The following is a 20,370-nucleotide window of genomic DNA, read 5'->3' as shown; positions in this document are numbered from 1 at the left end:
CTGCAGGGGGGACCCTGTGGGAGAGTAGGACGCCGCCGAACAATTATTCCGGGAAAGCCCCGTGCCCTTGTGGCACGGGGCTTTTCTGCGTTCCACGGCCAGGCTCGACGGCAGTCGGCCGGCGTGCCCAACGCCCGCCCGGCACACCGGCGTTGGGCCGCCCCGGTGTCCGGACGGGCGGTGGGTACGACGCGGACAGAAGGCCGCACCGATGGTTATGAGCACCCCTGAGTTCGGGGTATGCTTTACCTCGTTGCCGCAAGGCAGCAGGCCCCAATAGCTCAGTCGGTAGAGCGTCTCCATGGTAAGGAGAAGGTCTGCGGTTCGATTCCGCATTGGGGCTCAGCACAGAGAAAGGCCCCCGCCGGCGGCGGGGGCCTTTCTGATATTCAGGGCACGGCAGACCGGCTACGAGGCCGTCTCCTGCTCTTCGGCAGGCATGAGCGACAGCACGTCGTCCGTGGTGCTGCCGTCCGTCCTCCGGCCGAAAGAGGCGGCAAGGACGGAGGGCAGGTCCGCCGCAGGGACCCTGGCGCGCAGCTGCTCCAGGACGCCCGCAAACTCCTCGTCACCTATCGCGCCCAGATACTCCTGCCGCAGCCCGTGGACGACCTCGACGATTTCGGGGCGCAGCCGCATCCAGTAGCGGGACGTGCGGATCTCCGCCTCCACGTGGTCCATGAACCGGCGCATCACCCGACAGGGGATGTCCACATGAGGTCCTGGCGAGTCGAAGCACACGGTGGGTTCACGCGCCGGGTCCTCGTCGGGGACGATCGCGGTCACCAGCGTTCGTCCGAGGCCGGTGTGCTCCAGTTCGACGTACCAGGCGTCGTCGGGCACCGAGTAGATCGAGGTGATCGAGTAGCCGCTGTCGGGGATCGCCATGGCGGCATGATGTCAGCCCGCACGGATACCGGGCTGCTCGATTTCCGTACTGGAGGAGGGCAGGAGCTGGAAGGGGAGGCAGCGGGTGCCGGGGCCCGTGCGGACCCCGGCACAGCCCCTAGAAGTTCTGCGGCTCCGGTACACGCATGGCAAGGATGGCCATGTCGTCGGAAGCGGGCTCCGCGGCGAAGCGCTCGACCGCCCGCAGGATGCGCCCCGCCACCGCGCCTGCGGTCAGGCCCGTACACACGGCCAGGACGTCGGCCAGGCCGTCGTCGCCCAGCATGCGGCTGCCCTCGCGCCGTTCGGTGACGCCGTCCGTCACGCACAGGAGGACGTCGCCCGGGTCCAGGGTGACCTCCTGCTCGTACAGTTCGAGGTCCTCGATGACGCCGAGCAGCGGCTGGGGCTCGGCCGCCGCCTCCACCGATCCGTCCTGGCGCAGCCGCAGCGGGAGGGGGTGTCCCGCGCAGACGACCTTCAGGAGGGCGCTGCCGTCCTCCTGGGGCCACAACTCCCCGTAGAGCAGGGTGAGGAAGCGGCTGCGGGCCCCCTCGTCCAGGATCGCGGCGTTGAGCCGCTCGAGCACCGCCGGGCCGCCGAATCCCTCGCGAGCCAGCAGGCGCAGCGCGTGCCTGGCGAGGCCTGTGACGGCCGCGGCCTCCGGGCCCGTACCGCACACGTCACCGATGGCGAAGCCGTAGGCACCGTCGCGGATGGGGAAGACGTCGTAGAAGTCGCCGCCCACCTCGTTGCCCTCGCCCGCCGCGCGGTAGATGACCTCGATCTCGACGTTCGGCACGTCGGGCAGTCCCGGCGGCAGCAGGCTGCGCTGGAGGGACTGGCTGATGGCCATGCGCTCCGAGTACAGACGGGCGTTGTCGAGCGCCAGAGCGGCACGACGGGACAGGTCCTCGGCGAGCTCCAGGATTTCCTGGCGGAAGTGCTCGTCGGACGGCTTGCCGAGCGTGAGCATGCCGATCACGCGATTTCTCGCCACCAGGGGGAGCACCACGGTCTCACCGCCCACGGCGGCAGCGGTGGCCAGCGTGGTGCGGGCTGCCGCCCCCATGCTCAGTGGCGCGTCCCTGCCCAGGGTGCGCTTGGAGGTGCGCAGCGCGGCCTGCTGGCCGGCCTCCGTCGGCGCGGGCCAGAGACGTGCGCCGGGTGCCGGGACGGGGTCCGGCGGGTCGATGGAGGAGAGCAGGGCCTTCAGGCCGTCGATGCGCTCCTCGTCCTCGTGCAGCACGTAGGAGAGGTACGGCTCCGACGACTGGTCCGCGATCGTGTAGACGGCGCACCAGGTGGCCAGCGTGGGCACGGTCATCTGTGCCATCAGTGCCAGGGTCTGGTCCCTGTCCAGCGTGCCGGCCAGCAGGTCGGACGCCTCGACGAGGAAGGAGAGGGAGCCACGGCGCAGACGCTCCAGCTCGCCGAGTCTCGCGGACTCCACGGCGAGTGCGATGCGGTCCGCGGCGAACTGAAGGCGCAGCGCCTCCTCGTTGGAGTACCGCCCGGCCGCTTCGGCCGCGACCCCGAGCGAACCCGTGAGACGCCCCTCGACCTTGAGGGGGACCGTCACGACCGAACGCATCCCGGTGTCGCTGAGCAGCGGCACGGCTCCCGGTACGACGGTGAGGTCCTCGTGGACGGCCGGCATGCGGGCGGAGCCGTAGCGGCCCGTACCGGCCTCGACGGGCACCCGGGCGAAGCGCTGGCGGGCCGAGGGAAGACCGGTCGTCGCCCTGACCTCCAGCTCCGTCTCGTCGTCGGTGGCCAGCAGCAGGAAGGCGGCGTCCGCGTCCAGCATGTCCCGGGCCCGTTCGACCGTGCGCTGCAGCAGCCCGTCGAGGTCGTCCGGAGCGGGAGAGCCGATGAAGATCTCGAAGGGGTCCGCGCTGCGGTTCTCGGCCGTGGCGTCCGAGACGGGGGCGCGGACCGGTGTCTGGAGCACGGCGCGCTCGTCGTCACGTACGAGGAGACAGACGGTGGAGGGCTCGCCCTCGGTGTCTCTGACTCTGAGGTGCGAGGCGTACACCGGGATCACCCGGCCGTCGGCACCGCGGAGTCCGTAGCTGCCCTCCCAGCGGGAGAGTCGCAGGGCGTCGGCGATGCCTGTGCTGGTGCCCGGGGTGTGCGGCCATGCCACGAAGTCGGTGAACTGCTTGCCGTCGACCTGCTCCGGGGCGTGACCGAAGAGAAAGGCGGCGTCGTCGTTCCACGCGACGATCGAGCCGGAACCGTCGATCTGCACGACGGCCACCCGCACCCGCTGGTCCGCCACGGGGAGAAGGGCCGTCGGCAGGACCGGGCTCGCCGAGCGGATGCCCACAGGGCGCTCGGGAAGATCGAGCTGGAACCACACGTGCTTGTGGGTGGGGGTGTACTCGACGCCCCAGCGCGTGGCCAGAGCGGCGCAGAGCAGCAGTCCGCGCCCGCCCTCCCGGTCCGGGCTGCCGAAGTCGAGCCCGGAGCTCTGGAGCGGGACCTCCCGCTCCGGGTAGTGGTCGGCGACCTCTACGCGTACCCCGTCCTCGGTGCGCAGGCAGAGCACATCGGCGGCCGTACCCGCGTGCACGACCGCGTTGGTCACGAGTTCACTCGTCAGAACGACGGCGTCGTCGACGACGTCGGTGTACCCCCACCCCTGAAGGGTGTCTCGTACGAATGCGCGGGCGGTCGCGACCGAGCGTCCGACCGGATCGAAGGTGGCAGCCGCGCGCGCGGTGATCACAGCACTCCCCATATGGTGTCTCGTCGCTTCCCCGAGTCCTGTGCCCGTTTCTCGCCGCTTCGATTCGCCTGCCAGGCTAGACGCTCGCCGGTTGTCCCGTGCACACGAGGGCAGACTTGGGCGGGCAGGCCTACCGCGGGCGTACGCCGGGCGCACAAATGTGGAGCCCACGGTGAGGGAAATGGGACGACCATGAGATCTTCCTCGTCCTCCCGTTCCGGCCTGGTACGTTTCAACGATTTGACGACCGCATAGTCACCCGTCGACGGTGTGCTGTGGCGGTGAGCCAAAGTGGAAGTGGGCAAGCTTCCGACAACGGCCCGAGCGATACGGTCAACCCCTGCGGGAGGGACACGGTGGAGTCTGGCGTGGCGGCGCGGGGTTCAGGAACGCGCACAAAAGGCGGGCAGTCCGTGAAAAAGCAGCGCAATGGCACCATCGACGTGGACGCGGCAGCCCTGAACAGACTGCTCTCGGCTCTCGTGGCGATGCGTGACGGAAACTTCCGCAGGCGGCTGACCGTCTCCGGCGACGGCCCACTCACGGAGATCGCCGCGGTCTTCAACGAGGTGGCCGACCGCAATCTCCACCTCACGGGCGAGCTCGCCCGGGTCCGGCGAGTGGTCGGACGCGAGGGCAAGCTCACCGAGCGCCTGGAGACCGGTGCCTGTGAGGGCTCCTGGGCCGCCGCGATCGACGCGTCGAACGAACTCGTCGACGATCTCGCACGACCCGTCTCCGAGGTCGGGCGGGTACTCTCCGCCGTCGCCGACGGCGATCTCGAGCAGCGCATGGAGCTGCGGACCCACGCGCCGGACGAGACCGTACGTCCGCTGCGCGGAGAGTTCCTGAAGGTCGCCCGGACGGTCAACAACCTGGTCGACCAGCTGTCGGCGTTCACCGAGCAGGTGACGCGGGTAGCGGTCGAGGTCGGCACCGAGGGCAAGCTCGGAGGTCAGGCCCAGGTGCGCGGCATGTCCGGGTCGTGGAAGGACCTCACCGACTCCGTCAACACCATGGCGTACCGGCTGACCGCACAGGTGCGTGACATCGCCCTGGTGACGACGGCGGTCGCCAAGGGAGACCTGTCGCGCAAGGTCACCGTCCATGTGGCCGGCGAGATGCTCCAGCTCAAGAACACCGTCAACACGATGGTCGACCAGCTGTCGTCGTTCTCCTCCGAGGTCACCCGGGTCGCCCGTGAGGTGGGCACCGAGGGTGAGCTGGGCGGACAGGCGACGGTGCCCGGGGTGGCCGGGGTCTGGAAGGACCTCACCGACTCCGTCAACACGATGGCGGGCAACCTCACCTCCCAGGTGCGCGGCATCGCCGAGGTGACGACGGCGGTCGCCAACGGTGACCTGTCCCAGAAGGTCACGGTGAGCGCCCGCGGCGAGGTCGCCCAGCTCGCCGAGACGATCAACCAGATGACCGAGACGCTGCGCACCTTCGCGGACGAGGTCACACGCGTGGCCAGCGAGGTCGGCGGCGAGGGCCTGCTCGGCGGGCAGGCCCAGGTACCGGGTGCGGCGGGTACCTGGAAGGACCTCACCGACTCGGTGAACACGGTCTTCCGGAACCTGACGACCCAGGTGCGGGACATCGCCCAGGTGACCACGGCGGTGGCCAGCGGTGACATGACGCAGAAGGTCACGGTCGACGTGGCCGGCGAGATGCTGGAGCTGAAGAACACCGTCAACACGATGGTGGACCAGCTCCAGGCCTTCGGCTCGGAGGTGACCAGGGTCGCCCGGGAGGTCGGCGTCGAGGGCCGCCTCGGCGGCCAGGCGGAGGTGCCGGGTGCGGCGGGCACCTGGAAGGACCTCACCGACTCGGTGAACACCGCCTTCCGCAACCTCACGGGTCAGGTGCGTGACATCGCGCAGGTGACGACGGCGGTCGCCAACGGTGACCTGTCCCAGAAGGTCACGGTGGACGTGGCCGGCGAGATGCTGGAGCTGAAGAACACCGTCAACACGATGGTGGCCCAGCTGTCCAACTTCGCCGACCAGGTGACGCGCATGGCCCGTGACGTGGGCACGGAGGGCCGCCTCGGCGGCCAGGCGCGCGTCGACGGAGTCTCCGGTACGTGGAAGGAGCTCACCGACTCCGTCAACTTCATGGCCGGCAACCTCACCTCCCAGGTGCGCCAGATCGCCCAGGTGACGACGGCGGTGGCGCGGGGCGACCTGTCGCAGAAGATCGACGTGGACGCCCGCGGCGAGATCCTCGAGCTGAAGAACACCATCAACACGATGGTCGACCAGCTCTCCGCCTTCGCCGACCAGGTGACGAGGGTCGCCCGCGAGGTGGGCACGGACGGCCGCCTCGGTGGTCAGGCGCAGGTGCCCGGTGTGGCAGGCGTATGGCGCGATCTGACCGACTCGGTGAACGGCATGGCCGGGAACCTCACCGCTCAGGTCCGCAACATCGCGCAGGTCGCCACGGCGGTGGCGCGGGGTGACCTGTCGCAGAAGATCGACGTGGACGCCCGGGGCGAGATCCTCGAGCTGAAGAACACCCTGAACACGATGGTCGACCAGCTGTCGAACTTCGCCGAACAGGTCACCCGGGTCGCCCGCGAGGTGGGCACGGAGGGCATCCTCGGCGGTCAGGCGGAGGTGCAGGGCGTCTCCGGTACGTGGAAGGACCTCACGCACTCCGTCAACGGCATGGCGAACAACCTCACCCTTCAGGTACGCAACATCGCCGAGGTGACCACCGCCGTCGCCAAGGGCGATCTCTCCAAGAAGATCACCGTCGACGCCAAGGGCGAGATCCTCGAACTGGTGACGACGGTCAACACGATGGTCGACCAGCTCCTCAACTTCGCCGACGAGGTGACGAGGGTCGCCCGTGAGGTGGGCACCGAGGGCATCCTCGGTGGGCAGGCCAGGGTCCGGGGCGCGACGGGCATCTGGAAGGACCTCAGCGACAACGTCAACCTGATGGCCAACAACCTGACCAGCCAGGTGCGCAACATCTCCCGGGTGTCGTCCGCCGTCGCCAACGGCGACCTGACGAAGAAGGTGACGGTCGAGGCACGTGGCGAGGTCGCCGAACTCGCCGACACCGTCAACACGATGGTGACGACCCTGTCCTCGTTCGCCGACGAGGTCACGCGCGTGGCCCGCGAGGTGGGCACCGAGGGCGAACTGGGCGGTCAGGCGCGGGTACCAGGCGTCTCGGGCACCTGGAAGGACCTGACCGAGTCCGTGAACTCGATGGCCTCCAACCTGACCGGTCAGGTGCGGCAGATCGCCACGGTCACCACGGCCATCGCGAAGGGTGATCTCACCAAGAAGATCGACATCGATGCCCAGGGCGAGATCCTGGAGCTGAAGAACACCATCAACACGATGGTCGACCAGCTCTCCTCGTTCGCCGAGCAGGTGACCCGGGTGGCCCGTGAGGTGGGCACCGAGGGCCAGCTGGGCGGTCAGGCGCGGGTCCGGGACGTCGACGGCACGTGGCGCGACCTCACCGAGTCGGTGAACGAGATGGCGGGGAACCTGACCCGTCAGGTGCGCGCCATCGCGGCCGTGGCCACCGCGGTGACCCGAGGCGATCTCAACCTCAAGATCGACGTCGACGCGGCCGGCGAGATCCAGGTGCTGCAGGACAACATCAACACGATGATCGCCAACCTGCGCGACACCACCCTCGCGAACAAGGAGCAGGACTGGCTGAAGGGCAACCTCGCCCGGATCTCCGGCCTGATGCAGGGCCGCCGCGACCTGGACGACGTCGCCTCGCTGATCATGAGCGAGCTGACCCCCGTCGTCTCGGCCCAGCACGGCGCGTTCTTCCTCGCCATGAGCACGGGGGACACCGACGAGGTCGGCTCGGACAACGGCAACGAGGGCTCCTACGAACTGCGTATGCGCGGCAGTTACGGATACTCCGCGGGTTCGATGCCGACCTCGTTCCGGCCCGGCGAGACGCTCATCGGTACGGCGGCCGAGGAGAAGCGGACGATCCAGGTGGACAACGTTCCGCCGGGTTATCTGAAGATCTCCTCCGGCCTGGGCGAGGCGCCGCCGGCGCACGTGATCGTGTTGCCGGTGCTCTTCGAGGGCCAGGTGCTCGGTGTCATCGAGCTGGCCTCGTTCCAGCCGTTCACCCACATCCAGCGGGACTTCCTCAACCAGCTCGCCGAGATGATCGCGACGAGCGTCAACACCATCAGCGTCAACACGAAGACCGAGAAGCTCCTCGAGCAGTCCCAGGAGCTGACCGAACAGCTCAGGGACCGCTCGCAGGAGCTCGAGAACCGGCAGAAGGCGCTGCAGGCCTCCAACGCCGAGCTGGAGGAGAAGGCGGAGCTGCTGGCGCAGCAGAACCGCGACATCGAGGTGAAGAACACCGAGATCGAGGAGGCGCGGCAGGTCCTGGAGGAGCGCGCCGAGCAGCTCGCCGTCTCGATGCGCTACAAGTCCGAGTTCCTGGCGAACATGTCCCACGAGCTGCGCACCCCGCTCAACTCGCTGCTCATCCTCGCCAAGCTGCTCGCCGACAACGCCGAGGGCAACCTATCGCCGAAGCAGGTGGAGTTCGCCGAGACGATCCACGGAGCCGGCTCCGACCTGCTCCAGCTGATCAACGACATCCTCGACCTGTCGAAGGTCGAGGCGGGCAAGATGGACGTCAGCCCCACCCGGATCGCGCTCGTGCAGCTGGTCGACTACGTGGAGGCGACGTTCCGGCCGCTCACCGCGGAGAAGGGGCTCGACTTCTCCGTGCGGGTCTCCCCGGAGCTGCCCGCCACGCTGCACACCGACGAGCAGAGGCTGCTGCAGGTCCTGCGCAACCTCCTGTCCAACGCGGTGAAGTTCACCGACAGCGGGGCCGTTCAGCTGGTGATCCGGCCGGCGGGCGCGGACGTGCCGAACTCCATCAGGGAACACCTGCTGGAGGCGGGCTCGCTGCGTGACGCCGACGGGGACCTGATCGCCTTCTCGGTCACCGACACCGGGATCGGCATCGCGTCCAGCAAGATGCTGGTGATCTTCGAGGCGTTCAAGCAGGCGGACGGCACGACCAGCCGCAAGTACGGCGGCACGGGTCTCGGCCTCTCCATCAGCCGCGAGATCGCACGGCTGCTGGGCGGGGAGATCCACGCGGCGAGCGAACCGGGGCGTGGCTCGACGTTCACGCTGTACCTCCCCCTGCACCCCAGCGAACTGCCGCCCCAGGGCTACCCGCAGATGGGACCCGGGCCGATCGAGGCCCACGCGCAGTCCGCCGAAGGGGCCCCGCACCTGGAGGCGTCGCCGCGCGAGGGGACCGAGCCGCCCCTGGGCGACCCGGCCAACTCCGCCGGGGTGTTCAGGCGCCGTCGCAAGGCCCTGGGCGCAGCGGCGCGCCGCCCGGCCCTGCCCGACGGCGGGTCCGGCGCGCAGTCCGCGGCGCCGGAGGAGTGGGTGCAGAGCGCGCAGGAGGAGCAGGAGCCCCGCAGGACGTTCCGCTTCCACGGGGAGAAGGTGCTGATCGTCGACGACGACATCCGCAACGTATTCGCCCTCACCAGCGTGCTGGAGCAGCACGGTCTGTCGGTGCTGTACGCGGAGAACGGGCGTGAGGGCATCGAAGTCCTCGAGCAGCACGACGATGTGACGATCGTTCTGATGGACATCATGATGCCGGAGATGGACGGCTACGCCACGACGACGGCGATCCGCAGGATGCCGCAGTTCGCCGGACTGCCGATCGTCGCGCTGACCGCCAAGGCCATGAAGGGCGATCGCGAGAAGGCGATCGACTGCGGAGCCTCCGACTACGTGACGAAGCCGGTCGATTCCGATCATCTGCTGTCGGTGATGGAAAAGTGGATGCGCGGAGAGTGATCAGGCGGTCGGCGTCCCGGTCCGGAATCCGTCGGCTCCCTCCCGCCGGAAGGGTGTGAGGGAGCGATTTCGGGGAACCTTCTGGACCTCGACCGCGTTTTCGCTCTGTGCACAGTGACATCGCGGTGACAGGGTGTGGTGACGGGCGGGGTGCGGCTACCATGACCGGCACAAGGACGGACGGCGTAAGGGAGTCGTCCCCTGGGGCGGCACCCGGTGCGATTCCGGGGCGAGGAGGACGGGCCATGGTGCAGAAGGCCAAGATCCTCCTGGTCGATGACCGGCCGGAGAATCTGCTGGCGCTGGAGGCCATCCTCTCTGCGCTCGATCAGACACTGGTACGGGCATCGTCAGGGGAGGAGGCGCTCAAAGCGCTGCTCACGGACGATTTCGCGGTCATTCTGCTGGACGTACAGATGCCCGGTATGGATGGGTTCGAGACGGCCGCGCACATCAAGCGGCGGGAGCGGACCCGGGACATCCCGATCATCTTCCTCACCGCGATCAACCACGGCCCGCATCACACCTTCCGGGGTTACGCGGCGGGCGCGGTGGACTACATCTCGAAGCCCTTCGACCCCTGGGTGCTGCGCGCCAAGGTCTCGGTCTTCGTCGAGCTGTACATGAAGAACTGCCAGCTGCGGGAACAGGCCGCGCTGCTCCGCCTCCAGCTGGAGGGCGGCGCCCATCACGGCGTCGACGAGAAGGAGCCCGCCGGTCTCCTCGCCGAGCTCTCCGCGCGGCTCGCCGCCGTCGAGGAGCAGGCGGAGGCGCTTTCCAAGCAGTTGGACGACGAATCCGCGGACGCCGCCGCAGTGGCTACCGCCGCCCATCTCGAACGCAAGCTCACCGGACTGCGCCGGGCGCTCGACGCGCTGGAGCCAGGTGCCGGCGGCTCCACGACCGCGCTGCCCACACAGGGCTGACCCTGCGCCACGGGCCGGAGCGGTTGAGCGTGCGTCAGTTCGGCGCCCCCGCAAGGGCGACACGGACGGGTGATGCCGTGGGCACACGTGTCCACCGGCGTCGGCACCGGTAACCTCAGTCACATGGCCTCACGTACGTCCGGCAAGGGTTCCCTGGGCACGGCGGGCACCGCGAAGCGCTCCGGCCGTACCCAGGGACCGGCGAAGAAAGCCGCGCCCGCCAAGAAGGCGGCGGCGAAGAAGACCGTGCCCGTCAAGAAGGCACCCGCGAAGAAGGCGGCTGCGAAGAGGCCCGCGCCCAAACCCGCGCCGTCGCCCACCGGAGGCGTGTACCGGCTCGTCCGCGCGCTCTGGCTGGGCACGGCGCACGGTGTCGGGGCGGTCTTCCGCTCCATAGGGCGCGGAGCCAAGGGACTTGACCCCGCCCACCGCAAGGACGGCCTCGCCCTGCTGCTCCTCGGTCTCGCGCTGATCGTGGCGGCGGGAACCTGGTCACATCTGCAGGGCCCCGTCGGCGATCTCGTCGAGATGCTCGTCACCGGGGCGTTCGGCCGGCTCGATCTGCTGCTCCCGATACTGCTGGGCGCCGTCGCCGTGCGGCTGATCCTCTATCCGGAGAAGCCGGAGGCCAACGGACGTATCGTCATCGGCCTGTCCGCCCTCGTCATCGGAGTGCTCGGCCAGGTCCACATCGCCTGCGGATCGCCCGGCCGCGAGGACGGCACCGGCGCCATGCAGGACGCCGGAGGCCTGATCGGCTGGGGGGCCTCCCAGCCCCTGGTGTTCATGATGGGCGAGGTCCTCGCCGTCCCGCTCCTGCTGTTGCTGACCGTCTTCGGACTGCTCGTCGTCACCGCCACCCCGGTCAACGCCATCCCCCGGCGGCTGCGGCAGCTCGGCGTGCGGCTCGGCATCGTCGACCCCGTGTACGTGCCCGGGGACGACGAGGACGACGACGAGCGGTACGAGGAGCAGTGGCGCGACGCCCTGCCCGAGGGTCCGGGGCGCTCCCCGTCGCGCCGCTCCGCCGCGGACGGCGTCCATGACCCCGACCGGGCCGAAAGTGAGGCGCTGGCCAAGCGGCGCCGGCCGCGCAGGGCCTCCGCCCAGCCCGCGATGAACCGGAGCATGGACGCGGTGGACGTGGCGGCCGCGGCGGCTGCCGCGCTCGACGGCGCTGTGCTCAACGGCATGCCTCCCTCGCCGGTGGTCGCCGACCTGACGCAGGGCGTCTCCACCGAAAGGGAGCGGACCGCCACCCCGGTCCCCGGCGCCAGGGCGGGGGAGAAGTCCCCTGCCGGTGACGGTGGAACGGAGAGGACGGCGACGCCCTCGGCGGGAGTGCCCGACCTGACCAAGCCGGCCCCCGAGCGTTCGCAGTCTCTTCCCGCCCGTGCCGAGCAGCTCCAGCTCGCAGGCGACATCACCTACGCGCTGCCCTCGCTCGACCTGCTGGAGCGCGGCGGCCCCGGCAAGACGCGCAGCGCCGCCAACGACGCCGTGGTGGCCTCGCTGACCAACGTCTTCACGGAGTTCAAGGTCGATGCCGCCGTCACGGGCTTCACCCGTGGTCCGACGGTCACCCGCTACGAGGTGGAGCTCGGCCCCGCGGTCAAGGTCGAGCGGATCACCGCCCTCACCAAGAACATCGCCTACGCCGTCGCCAGCCCGGACGTCCGGATCATCTCCCCGATCCCGGGCAAGTCCGCCGTCGGCATCGAGATCCCCAACTCCGACCGCGAGATGGTCAATCTCGGCGACGTGCTGCGCCTCGCCGACGCTGCCGAGGACGACCACCCGATGCTGGTCGCGCTCGGCAAGAACGTCGAGGGCGGCTACGAGATGGCCAACCTGGCGAACATGCCGCACGTGCTGGTCGCCGGTGCGACCGGCTCCGGAAAGTCCTCCTGCATCAACTGCCTGATCACCTCGATCATGGTGCGGGCCACCCCGGACGACGTGCGGATGGTGCTCGTCGACCCGAAGCGGGTCGAGCTCACCGCGTACGAGGGCATCCCGCACCTGATCACGCCGATCATCACCAACCCGAAGAAGGCCGCCGAGGCGCTGCAGTGGGTCGTACGGGAGATGGACCTGCGCTACGACGACCTCGCGGCGTACGGCTTCCGGCACATCGACGACTTCAACCACGCCGTGCGCAACGGCAAGGTCAAGGCCCCGGAGGGCAGTGAGCGGGAGCTCTCGCCGTACCCGTACCTGCTGGTCATCGTCGACGAGCTGGCGGACCTGATGATGGTGGCGCCGCGTGACGTCGAGGACTCCATCGTGCGCATCACCCAGCTGGCGCGCGCCGCGGGCATTCATCTGGTCCTCGCCACACAGCGGCCGTCGGTGGACGTCGTGACCGGGCTGATCAAGGCCAACGTGCCGTCACGGCTGGCCTTCGCCACCTCGTCGCTCGCCGACAGCCGGGTCATCCTCGATCAGCCCGGTGCCGAAAAGCTCATCGGTAAGGGTGACGGGCTGTTCCTGCCGATGGGGGCGAACAAGCCCACCCGTATGCAGGGCGCCTTCGTCACCGAGAACGAGGTCGCGGCTGTCGTCCAGCACTGCAAGGATCAGATGGCGCCGGTCTTCCGCGACGACGTGACGGTCGGCACGAAGCAGAAGAAGGAGATCGACGAGGACATCGGCGACGACCTCGATCTGCTCTGCCAGGCGGCCGAGCTGGTCGTCTCCACCCAGTTCGGCTCGACGTCCATGCTCCAGCGCAAGCTGCGAGTCGGCTTCGCCAAGGCGGGCCGGCTGATGGACCTGATGGAGTCCCGCAACATCGTGGGGCCGAGTGAGGGATCCAAGGCCCGCGACGTCCTGGTGAAGCCGGACGAGCTCGACGGCGTGTTGGCCGTCATTCGTGGGGAAACCGCTTCGTAAGAGTTTTGCGGGCAACCGTTTCGCCCGGTCGTACGTCAAGTTGAAGGGAGGAGCAGGGGATGATCGGTCCAGTGCTTCGTCCCCCGCTCTGCCCGAGGGGCTGTCCGGCGAACCCGATGGCGTACAAAGTCGTCGCTCCCGGTTGCCCCACCCTTTCGTCCCACCCCTAGACTGAACATCCAGCAGGTGGCTCACGCTCGAAAGGCGCCCCCGTGTCCATCGGCAACTCCCCCGAAGACGACCGGCCTTCGATCGGTCGCGCGCTTCAGCAGGCTCGAATCGCCGCAGGTCTGACGGTCGAGGAAGTCAGCAGCTCCACCCGGGTGCGCATCCCCATCGTGCACGCGATCGAGGAGGACGACTTCTCCCGCTGCGGCGGCGACGTGTACGCACGCGGCCACATCCGCATGCTCGCCCGCGCCGTCCGGCTCGACCCCGATCCCATGATCGCGGAGTTCGACGCCGAGCACGGCGGACGTCCCGCACCCACGCCCGCGGCGCCGCTGTTCGAGGCGGAGCGGATCCGCTCCGAGCCCCGTCGGCCCAACTGGACCGCGGCCATGGTCGCGGCGATCGTCGTCGTGGTCGGCTTCGTCGGCTTCACCCTCTTCAGCGGCGAGGACGAGGGTTCGGGCGCGGCACAGGTCGCCGAAGGCTCGACCCCCGACAAGCCCACGTCCGAACCGACCACGTCCAAGCCCGCCGACCCCAAGCCGGCACCGTCCGAGAGCGCCATCGCCGCGGCACCCCGCGACAAGGTGACGGTCAGGCTCAGCGCCACCGAGGGCAAGAGCTGGATCTCCGCCAAGGACCACAACGGGCGGCTGCTCTTCGACGGGCTGCTGCTCGAAGGCGACTCCAAGACCTTCCAGGACAAGGAGCGGATCGACCTCGTCCTCGGCGACGCGGGCGCGATCGACCTCTTCGTGAACGGCAAGAAGGTCGACGACCAGTTCGAGCCGGGTCAGGTCGAGCGGCTCTCGTACACCAAGGGTGACCCCGAGGTCGGCTGACCCTCCTCGCACGTCACGCCTGACGGTGAGTGCCCGGCAGTTCCGCTGCCGGGCACTCACCGTTTCGCTTGTCCTGCGGCACCGCCCCGGTCACTCCCCGTAGCGGTGAACCCTGCACGGTGGGGCGAGTGCCCGGACAAAGTAGTCTTGAGCCCATGCCCGAACGCCGTACCGTCGCCCTTGTCACTCTCGGCTGCGCCCGTAACGAGGTGGACTCGGAGGAGCTTGCAGGCCGCTTGGCAGCGGACGGCTGGGAGCTCGTCGAGAACGCCACGGACGCGGACGTCGCCGTCGTCAACACCTGCGGCTTCGTCGAAGCCGCCAAGAAGGACTCCGTCGACGCCCTGCTCGAAGCCAACGATCTGAAGGATCACGGCAGAACCCAGGCCGTCGTGGCCGTCGGCTGCATGGCCGAGCGCTACGGCAAGGACCTCGCCGAGGCGCTGCCGGAAGCCGACGGAGTCCTCGGATTCGACGACTACGCCGACATCTCCGACCGCCTCCAGACCATCCTCAACGGTGGCATCCACGCCTCCCACACCCCGCGCGACCGGCGCAAGCTGCTGCCGATCAGCCCGGCCGAGCGCCAGGACGCGGCCGTCGCGCTGCCCGGCCACGCCCAGGAGATCGCGCCCGCACCGGCGGATCTGCCGGAGGGTGTCGCGCCCGTCTCCGGGCCGAGGGCTCCGCTGCGCCGGAGGCTGGGGACCAGCCCCGTCGCCTCCGTGAAGCTCGCCTCGGGCTGCGACCGACGCTGTTCCTTCTGCGCCATCCCGTCCTTCCGCGGCTCCTTCATCTCCCGGCGGCCCTCGGACGTCCTGGGCGAGACCCGCTGGCTCGCCGAGCAGGGCGTCAAGGAGGTCATGCTCGTCTCCGAGAACAACACCTCGTACGGCAAGGACCTCGGGGACATCCGGCTGCTGGAGACCCTGCTGCCGGAGCTGGCGGAGGTCGACGGGATCGAGCGGATCCGCGTCAGCTACCTCCAGCCCGCGGAGATGCGGCCCGGCCTCATCGACGTACTGACCTCGACGCCCAAGGTCGCCCCCTACTTCGACCTGTCCTTCCAGCACTCCGCCCCCGGGGTCCTGCGCGCGATGCGGCGTTTCGGCGACACGGACCGCTTCCTGGAGCTCCTGGACACCATTCGGGGCAAGGCGCCGCAGGCCGGTGCCCGGTCGAACTTCATCGTGGGATTCCCCGGTGAGACGGAGGCCGACCTCGCCGAACTGGAACGCTTCCTGACCGGCGCGCGCCTGGACGCCATCGGCGTCTTCGGGTACTCCGACGAGGAGGGCACCGAGGCGGTCGGCTACGAGAACAAACTGGACGCCGACGTCATCGCCGAGCGCCTGGCGCACATCTCGCAGCTCGCCGAGGAGCTGACCTCGCAGCGGGCGGAGGAGCGGGTCGGCGAGACCCTCCAGGTCCTCGTCGAGTCCGTGGAGTCCGAGGAGGACGGGCCCGTCGCAGTGGGCCGCGCCGCGCACCAGGCACCGGAAACGGACGGCCAGGTCGTCTTCACCGCACGCGAAGGGCTCGTTCCGGGCCTTATGGTCGAAGCGAAGGCAGTGGGCTCCGAGGGAGTGGACCTCGTGGCCGAACACCACGAGCTTGCGGAGGCAGCCAGATGACGGGAGCCCAGGCATCCGCGGCAGGGGGCTCCGGCGCTACGCCGACGCCCCGTGGCGGCAAGCTGGGCACGGCGGCCGTCAACCAGGCCGGCCTGTGGAACATCGCGAACATCCTCACGATGGTGCGGCTGCTGCTGGTCCCGTGCTTCGTCGTGCTGCTCCTGCACGACGGCGGCTACGACCCGGTCTGGCGGGCCTTCGCCTGGGCGGCCTTCGCCGTCGCGATGATCACCGATGTCTTCGACGGCCATCTGGCACGCACGTACAACCTGGTCACCGACTTCGGGAAGATCGCCGACCCGATCGCCGACAAGGCGATCATGGGTGCGGCGCTGATCTGCCTGTCCTCGCTGGGGGACCTGCCGTGGTGGATCACGGGCGTGATCCTGTTCCGCGAGCTCGGCATCACGCTCATGCGTTTCTGGGTCATCCGGCACTCGGTGATCCCGGCCAGCCGCGGCGGGAAGATGAAGACTCTGGCCCAGGGCATCGCCGTGGGCATGTACGTCCTGGCGCTGACAGGCCCCCTGGCCACCCTGCGCTTCTGGGTGATGATGGCCGCCGTCGTGCTGACGGTCGTCACCGGTCTCGACTACGTGCGCCAGGCCGTCGTCCTGCGCCGCATGGGGCTCGCGGCGGAGCGGGCAGCCGCCCTGGAGGCCGTCGCGGCGGTGGCGGACGTGAAGGACACCGTCGGCGGACAGTGTGTCGCGGACGCGGCGGGCGGCGGCATGGAGCCGGTCGTGGACCCGGTGGCGGGCGTCCGGGGTGGTTCGGAAGCGGCACCCGTGGCGGGCGTCAGGGGCGCCTCGGAGGCCGAGCGGTGATGTCAGGGGCGGCCGAGGTGCTGCGGCGCCTCCAGGAGCGCGGTGAGACGCTCGCCGTCGCCGAGTCCCTCACCGGCGGCCTGGTGGCCGCGGAGCTCACGTCCGTAGCCGGAGCCTCGCGGTCCTTCCGCGGGTCCGTCACGGCGTACGCAACGTCTCTGAAGCGGGACGTGCTGGGCGTCGACGGCGCGCTCCTGGCCGAGCGCGGAGCCGTGGACCCTGATGTCGCCGGGGCGATGGCCGCCGGCGTGCGCCGGGTCCTGGGCGCCGACTGGGGGGTCTCGACCACGGGAGTCGCGGGGCCCGACGCTCAGGACGGCAAGCCGGTCGGAACGGTCTTCGTGGCTGTCTCCGGACCGGGCGGCGTGCAGAATGTCGCCGAGCTGAGGTTGAACGGCGGGCGTGCGGACATCCGTAAAAAGAGCGTACGGAGTCTGCTGGAACTGCTCTCGGGCGAACTCGGCGAAAATGCGAGGGCACAGGATACGGAACAGAACGGGGGGAATTGATGTTTGCAGCCCTGAGTGAACACGACATCGCTCCCCGCACGGCCGCAGCGCGAGGCGGTACGGTGGGGCGTGAAGGATGCGGCTACGCGGTCCGAGGAGGGAGCCACCGATGATTCTGCTCCGTCGCCTGCTTGGTGACGTGCTGCGTCGGCAGCGCCAGCGCCAAGGCCGTACTCTGCGCGAAGTCTCCTCGTCCGCCCGAGTCTCGCTCGGCTATCTCTCCGAGGTGGAGCGGGGGCAGAAGGAGGCATCCTCCGAGCTGCTCTCCGCCATTTGCGACGCGCTGGACGTACGGATGTCCGAGCTCATGCGTGAAGTGAGCGATGAACTGTCGTTGGCCGAGCTGGCCGAGTCGGCAGCAGCCAGTGATGCGGTGCCTGTACCGGTACGCCCGAGGCTCAATTCCGTCTCCGTTGCGTCGGTCGCCGGCGTACCGACGGGACGGGTGACCATCAAGGCGCCCGCGGAAGCGGTGGATGTCGTCGCCGCCTGACCGCACGGTTTGTGGTGAAGGAAGCCCCGGCCGGACCCCCTCGGGGGCCGGCCGGGGCTTTTGCGTATGTGGTGTGTGCGAGGCGTGTAGCCGGGCAGGCGAAGTTCAGGCCGGGTGGAAGTCCTTACCGGGAACCCATCCGAATGACTGTTTTGCGTCATTTGTGCCATCGTGGACGGGTGGTAGGCCCGAACAGCTGAGCAGCTATCCGATCGGAGAATTGCATGTCTGTCGTGAAGAGCGCGTTGACCGAAGACGATCGCAAGGTCGTCGGAGACGCACTGCAGGGTGCGCTGGTCGACCTGATCGACCTTTCCCTGGCGGCCAAGCAGGTCCACTGGAATGTCGTCGGCCCGCGGTTCCGGTCAGTCCATCTGCAGCTCGACGAGGTCGTCGACACGGCGCGGCAGCACTCCGACACGGTCGCGGAGCGGGCTTCTGCGGTGGGCGTCAACCCGGACGGGCGGTCCAAGACCCTCGCCAGGACCACGGCGATCGATTCCGTGCCCGACGGCTGGATCAAGGACGTCGACGCGGTGAAGGCGCTGGTCGAGGCGCTGCGCGTGGTCATCGACCGGATGAGGGAGCGGATCGAGGCGACCGCGGACCCGGATCCCGTCAGCCAGGACATCCTGATCACCCTGACGGCTGACCTCGAGAAGCACGCCTGGATGTTCCAGGCCGAGAGCGCCTGACGCGACCCAGCGGGTGTCCCGCCGGAGCGGATCTCCGGAAGAGGACCCGGTCCAGATACCTGGCAACCAGTGAGGGAGTTCGAGATGACTGACGACAAGGCCAAGGACAAGATCAAGGGCAAGGCGAAGGAAGCGGCCGGCAAGCTCACCGGAGACCGCCGCAAGGAGGCCGAGGGCAAGGCCGACCAGGCGAAGGCCAAGGCCGAGGAGACCATGGGCAGCGCCGGTGAGCGCGCCAAGGGCGTGAAGGACTCCATGAAGGACGACCGGAGCTGAACGACCGGCCGTTCTGCCGGGCGCTCGCGCCTGGTGTCCGCCCGTGTGCCCCCGCCGACGCTTTCGGCGGGGGCACAGGCCTGTGCCGGTGGAGTACGCGCCGGCTGCTGTCCTTGCCGGGCGCGGAGCGGATGCAGTCGGTGACGGCCCGGGGGAGACTGCGAGGAAGGGCCGGGTGCCCTTCCCGACGGAATTCCCGGGAGCGCGCGTTCTGGCGGTCCGCTCCCACCGTGCACGCCGGTGGTGCGTCGATGCGCCCTCCCGCCGGGAGATCGTGCCGTACTAACGTCGGCCGGAGGAGGCAGCCATGGTGCGGCGATGTATACCGGCGCTCGTACTCGGCGGCCTGTGGTGGTGGGCCGTGATGCGGCTGCTCCTGGAGCCGGAACACGCGGGACTGGTCGAGGGCGCGGTCGCTGCCGGGGGATGGGGGCTGAGCCTCCTGCCCGTGCACGTGACAGCCGCCGCCCGGGCCGCGCGGGCCGAACCCGCTGTCGACGAGCCGGGCCCCGACCGGACGGACATATCCACCTGACCTCTCTCGACGGACGGGGCGGGCAAGGTCGAGGGCTGCTTCAGGCGGTGGGCCCGGACTGGCAGTGCGGGCACCAGTAGGCGGGACGGCCGTCGCGGTCCGCCACCCGGATGGGCGTACGGCACCGCAGGCAGGGCCGGCGAGCTCTGCCGTAGACGAACATCCGTTCACGCCCGTGGGCGCGGCGCATGGCCTCGGTGGTGCCGGTGGTGGTCCGCACAGGACGGAAGCGGTTGGCCTCCAGCAGCTGCTTGGCGGTGCTGACCAGGCGGGTCGCGAGGAGCGGAGGCAGTTCGCCCACGGGCACCCAGGGCGTCACCCGGGCCATGAAGCAGAGTTCGCACATGTAGACATTGCCGATGCCCGCCAGGTTGCGCTGGTCCAGCAGTGCTTCCCCCACGGGGCGTGCCGGGTCGGCGAGCAGATTACGCAGAGCGGTCTCCGGATCCCAGCCGGGCCCGAGTAGATCGGGGCCGAGATGACCTACTGCCTGTTCCTCGTCCTCGGTGCGGAGCAGCTCCAAGACGGGCAGCCGGTATCCGACCGCAGTGTGCTCGGCGGTGGCGAGGACGGCGCGGATCTGATGGGCCGCGCCGCCCCTCCAGCGCTCGCCGGGATCGTAGATGCGCCAGGCGCCCTCCATCCGCAGATGGCTGTGGAGCGTCAGGCCGCCCTCGAAACGGGTCAGCAGATGCTTGCCGCGTGCGGTCGCTTCCAGAACCGTCCGGCCTGTCAGATCGGCCGTGGCGAACCTCGGAACCCGCAGATCGGAGACGGTCAGCACCTGACCCGCGAGCGCCGCGTGGAGGCGAGCGGCGGTCTGGAGGACGGTGTCACCTTCGGGCATGCCTCCATCATGCGCGGAAGGAGCCGCCCGTGTCCGTCACCGGGACCGCGTGGTGGACGGTCCGGGACTCCGGTGCGGGGTCGTGCACCCGTGCACTCCCGCCGCCTGCTGTTTGTCGCCGTGTGCCGTGTGCCTTTTGTTGTGATGCCGTCTGCCGTCTGCCGTCTGCCAGTGGCTGCCGGGGCCCGGTGTGGGTGCGCCCGCGCAGGCAGGAATGCGACGCCTCTCCGCGTCCTCGCGCCTCCGGCAGTC

Annotated in this window: 14 protein-coding genes and 1 tRNA gene; 12 read left to right on the top strand and 3 right to left on the bottom strand. The window is 69.5% G+C overall.

Annotated elements, in window-relative coordinates; translation table 11 throughout:
• Nucleotides 1-270: 270 nt before the first annotated feature.
• Nucleotides 271-343: transfer RNA gene (locus tag ACFYQ6_RS16235), tRNA-Thr, on the top strand.
• A gap of 65 nt (nt 344-408) precedes the next feature.
• Here ACFYQ6_RS16235 and ACFYQ6_RS16230 read toward each other — a convergent pair.
• Complete coding sequence (locus ACFYQ6_RS16230) at nt 409-888, bottom strand: hypothetical protein (protein ID WP_361586308.1); 480 nt, start codon at nt 886-888, stop codon at nt 409-411.
• Nucleotides 889-1,006: 118 nt separating this feature from the next.
• Nucleotides 1,007-3,634: a SpoIIE family protein phosphatase gene (locus tag ACFYQ6_RS16225; protein ID WP_361586310.1), complete on the bottom strand. Its 2,628-nt coding sequence runs from the start codon at nt 3,632-3,634 to the stop codon at nt 1,007-1,009.
• Nucleotides 3,635-4,035: 401 nt separating this feature from the next.
• Here ACFYQ6_RS16225 and ACFYQ6_RS16220 point away from each other — a divergent pair, with 401 nt between their 5' ends.
• The 11 genes from ACFYQ6_RS16220 (at nt 4,036) to ACFYQ6_RS16170 (ending at nt 19,271) form a co-directional block, all read left to right on the top strand.
• Entirely contained in the window at nt 4,036-9,468 is a 5,433-nt protein-coding gene (locus ACFYQ6_RS16220) for a HAMP domain-containing protein (protein WP_361586313.1), read from the top strand.
• Between the two features lie 245 nt (nt 9,469-9,713).
• Complete coding sequence (locus ACFYQ6_RS16215) at nt 9,714-10,394, top strand: response regulator (protein WP_356742984.1); 681 nt, start codon at nt 9,714-9,716, stop codon at nt 10,392-10,394.
• Between the two features lie 123 nt (nt 10,395-10,517).
• Nucleotides 10,518-13,289: a DNA translocase FtsK gene (locus ACFYQ6_RS16210; protein WP_361586316.1), complete on the top strand. Its 2,772-nt coding sequence runs from the start codon at nt 10,518-10,520 to the stop codon at nt 13,287-13,289.
• A gap of 212 nt (nt 13,290-13,501) precedes the next feature.
• A complete protein-coding gene (locus ACFYQ6_RS16205) occupies nt 13,502-14,302 on the top strand; it encodes a RodZ domain-containing protein (protein ID WP_361586319.1) in 801 nt (266 codons plus the stop codon).
• A 155-nt stretch (nt 14,303-14,457) separates the two neighbouring features.
• The gene (gene rimO, locus ACFYQ6_RS16200) at nt 14,458-15,936 is read left to right on the top strand and encodes a 30S ribosomal protein S12 methylthiotransferase RimO (RefSeq protein ID WP_361586321.1); all 1,479 of its coding nucleotides are present in this window, start codon (nt 14,458-14,460) and stop codon (nt 15,934-15,936) included.
• The gene (gene pgsA, locus ACFYQ6_RS16195) at nt 15,933-16,763 is read left to right on the top strand and encodes a CDP-diacylglycerol--glycerol-3-phosphate 3-phosphatidyltransferase (protein WP_361586323.1); all 831 of its coding nucleotides are present in this window, start codon (nt 15,933-15,935) and stop codon (nt 16,761-16,763) included. Before rimO ends, pgsA begins: the two co-directional genes overlap by 4 nt.
• On the top strand, nt 16,763-17,272 hold the full coding sequence (locus tag ACFYQ6_RS16190) for a CinA family protein (RefSeq protein WP_388763418.1): 510 nt from the start codon (nt 16,763-16,765) through the stop codon (nt 17,270-17,272). The genes pgsA and ACFYQ6_RS16190 overlap by 1 nt, the downstream gene beginning before the upstream one ends.
• 109 nt (nt 17,273-17,381) lie before the next feature.
• Complete coding sequence (locus tag ACFYQ6_RS16185) at nt 17,382-17,765, top strand: helix-turn-helix domain-containing protein (RefSeq protein WP_388763416.1); 384 nt, start codon at nt 17,382-17,384, stop codon at nt 17,763-17,765.
• A 224-nt stretch (nt 17,766-17,989) separates the two neighbouring features.
• Complete coding sequence (locus ACFYQ6_RS16180; protein ID WP_361586328.1) at nt 17,990-18,460, top strand: DNA starvation/stationary phase protection protein; 471 nt, start codon at nt 17,990-17,992, stop codon at nt 18,458-18,460.
• An 84-nt stretch (nt 18,461-18,544) separates the two neighbouring features.
• Nucleotides 18,545-18,736 carry a CsbD family protein gene (locus ACFYQ6_RS16175; RefSeq protein ID WP_361586331.1) on the top strand — a complete coding sequence of 64 codons (192 nt, stop codon included), beginning with the start codon at nt 18,545-18,547 and terminating at the stop codon, nt 18,734-18,736.
• 307 nt (nt 18,737-19,043) lie between these two features.
• A complete protein-coding gene (locus ACFYQ6_RS16170) occupies nt 19,044-19,271 on the top strand; it encodes a hypothetical protein (RefSeq protein WP_361586334.1) in 228 nt (75 codons plus the stop codon).
• Between the two features lie 40 nt (nt 19,272-19,311).
• Here ACFYQ6_RS16170 and ACFYQ6_RS16165 read toward each other — a convergent pair whose 3' ends face one another.
• Entirely contained in the window at nt 19,312-20,118 is an 807-nt protein-coding gene (locus ACFYQ6_RS16165) for a DNA-formamidopyrimidine glycosylase family protein (RefSeq protein ID WP_361586337.1), read from the bottom strand.
• Nucleotides 20,119-20,370 lie beyond the last annotated feature (252 nt).

Origin of the sequence: Streptomyces sp. NPDC005494 (assembly GCF_042872025.1) — a bacterium.
GTDB lineage: Bacteria > Actinomycetota > Actinomycetes > Streptomycetales > Streptomycetaceae > Streptomyces.
Note: the sequence above shows the minus strand (reverse complement) of the source record. Positions and strands in the feature narration are given on the sequence as shown.